Source organism: Bartonella sp. AA1HLJMS (assembly GCF_042197445.1).
In the GTDB taxonomy this organism is placed as follows: domain Bacteria; phylum Pseudomonadota; class Alphaproteobacteria; order Rhizobiales; family Rhizobiaceae; genus Bartonella.
In genome coordinates this window covers 1-2,584 of record NZ_JBHIRW010000107.1, presented here as the reverse complement: position 1 = coordinate 2,584, position 2,584 = coordinate 1, and the positions used below count along the sequence as shown (strand labels likewise).

The window sequence follows — 2,584 nt, the reverse complement described above, 5'->3', positions numbered from 1 at the left end:
TCTCTTTATTGCACAAAACGTATCAAAAAGCAAGCTGTTAAGTAAAATAAAAATGGGATTCACACTGTAGATTCAGTGATTTATAATTATCATTTATCAAATCAATTTAAATCATAATGAATAAAATGAGCGCTGTTAAATTACCTTCTTTTCAAACAGAAGAACAATCTTCTTTTCGTCAACTTCCCCATAATATTGAAGCAGAGAAAGCTTTGCTGGGTGCTATCATTATCAATAATAATGCTCTTGATAGCGTTTCTGATTTTTTAAAAGCAGAGCACTTTTTTGAACCGTTGCATCAAAGGCTTTTTGATATCATCTCACAAATTATTCAAAAGGGAAGAGTTGCAGATCCCATTACTATTAAGCCCTTTGTTGAAAATGATGCGAAAATTGGTGACATCACTGTATATAATTACGTGGTGCGTTTAGCTACCGAGGCAGTCACAATCATTAATACTAAAGATTATGGAAGCGTCATTTATGATCTGTTTATCCGACGCTCTTTAATTAACCTTGGCACTCAAGTTGTGAATAGAGCTTATGATGTTTCTGTAGAACTTACAACATCACAACAAATTGAAACTGTTGAAAATCAGTTGTTTGAATTGGCAGAAAAGGGAAAATACGGGGGTGGGTTTGAAAACTTTAATACAGCCATTGCAAAAGCACTTAACATGGCAAGTGCAGCGAAAAAGCGTTCCTCAAGGCTCTCAGGGATAGCTACCCATATCAAAACACTTGATGAGAAAATGGGAGGGTTACAAGCATCTGATTTGATTATCCTTGCGGGGCGCCCTGCTATGGGGAAGACCTCTCTGGCTACCAATATTGCTTTTAATATTGCCAATGCTTGCAAGCGTCATGATAACAGCCAAGCCAATGAAGGGGGTATTGTTGGTTTCTTTTCACTTGAGATGTCAACAGAACAGCTTGCAACTCGTATTATCTCAGAGCAAATAAAGGTTTCTTCTTCTGATATGCGCCGTGGTAATATCTCAGAAGAGCAATTTACCAACATCATTCACGCAATGCGCTCCTTACAAACAATCCCTCTTTATATTGATCAAACGGGTGGTGTATCCCTTGCACAATTGTCCGCCCGTGCAAGGCGTCTTAAACGACAACATGGTCTAGATGTCTTGATTATCGATTATATCCAACTCATGACAAGTGGTTCAAAGCGTTCATTAGAAAACCGCGTTCAAGAAATTACAGCCATTACCACCGGATTAAAAGCACTTGCAAAAGAACTCAATATTCCCATCATTGCTTTGTCACAACTTTCACGTCAAGTTGAAAACCGAACCGATAAACGTCCGCAACTCTCTGATTTACGTGAATCTGGTTCAATCGAGCAAGATGCCGACATTGTTCTGTTCGTTTATCGTGAAGAATATTATCTCAAAAATGAAGAACCCAAAGAAAGCACTGCTGAGTATAGCAAGTGGCAAGAGGCAATGGAGCAAGCCAAGGGTAAAGCCGAGGTTATTATAGCAAAACAACGCCATGGTCCGACAGGAATCGTTCCCCTTGCATTTCAATCCGATTTTACACGCTTTAGTGATTTAGAACATAATGTAAAACATTAAATAATTGTTATTAGCTAACTGAAAACATTGCAAAAACACATAAAACATGTTATGATCTTTACATCATTTAATGGGACTTACAAACATGCTTAATAAAGTGATTTTAATTGGTCATTTAGGTGCCAATCCAGAAAGCAAAACAATGTCATCTGGCATCGAGGTGGTCAATTTTCGAATGGCAACGTCTGAGAGCTATACAGACAAGGCAACCAATAAGAAAGTAGACAAAACCGAATGGCATTCCATTGTGGTGTTTAATCCACATCTTGCAAAAATAGCACTTCAATATCTCAATAAAGGCAGTAAAGTTTATATCGAGGGGCGACTACAAACTCGTAAATGGCAAGATAAAAACGGTGTTGATCGCTATGTAACAGAAGTCATATTGCCTCAGTACAAAGGCGAGTTAAAGCTTTTAGATGGCAAAAATGATGATAATCAAGAGCAGTCATCACCTTATGACAGAAGCATTTACAGACCTCTTGATACGTCTCATACCGTTATGAATGATAGCGTTCCTTTTTAAACAGAAGGTGCTTTAATGGATAGTAAAAAGAAGTCTAGGGTTAGTACAGAAGAATCTGAACCCGTTTATATGCTTACAGAGAATGATATAGAGCTGTTAAGAGATTGTATGTCATCTACATCAATGAGTTATTACAGTATAGTGATGGGTGCTTTATTGAGTACACTTTTCATTCTGCTCTTAAAACTTTCTTGGGATCAAAGTCACTTAAAACTTAAGTTAGGTGTTGCTGCTGTAATATGCATTTTAGTGGTTTTATTGTTCTTTTTAAATCGAATTTCATGGTCAAGATCAGAGAGAATTTGGCAAGATATTAAACAGACATCTGAGGACATAAGTGAAAAAAAATAAAAAGAGGGGACGCCCTAAAATAGCAGGGCAGGTAAGAGAACCAAACGGACGTATATCACGTGCAAAAGCACCGCGTGAAGCCGTTGATAAATTGGCAATAGAAATGCGTGCAAAG

3 protein-coding genes are annotated in these 2,584 nt (G+C 37.6%); all 3 read left to right on the top strand.

What is annotated here, in order from left to right; genetic code table 11:
* Nucleotides 1-116: 116 nt before the first annotated feature.
* Nucleotides 117-1,592: a replicative DNA helicase gene (locus ACFIQE_RS09525; protein ID WP_375707624.1), complete on the top strand. Its 1,476-nt coding sequence runs from the start codon at nucleotides 117-119 to the stop codon at nucleotides 1,590-1,592.
* Nucleotides 1,593-1,677: 85 nt separating this feature from the next.
* On the top strand, nucleotides 1,678-2,118 hold the full coding sequence (ssb, locus tag ACFIQE_RS09520; RefSeq protein WP_375707623.1) for a single-stranded DNA-binding protein: 441 nt from the start codon (nucleotides 1,678-1,680) through the stop codon (nucleotides 2,116-2,118).
* Nucleotides 2,119-2,133: 15 nt separating this feature from the next.
* On the top strand, nucleotides 2,134-2,469 hold the full coding sequence (locus ACFIQE_RS09515; RefSeq protein ID WP_375607479.1) for a hypothetical protein: 336 nt from the start codon (nucleotides 2,134-2,136) through the stop codon (nucleotides 2,467-2,469).
* Nucleotides 2,470-2,584 lie beyond the last annotated feature (115 nt).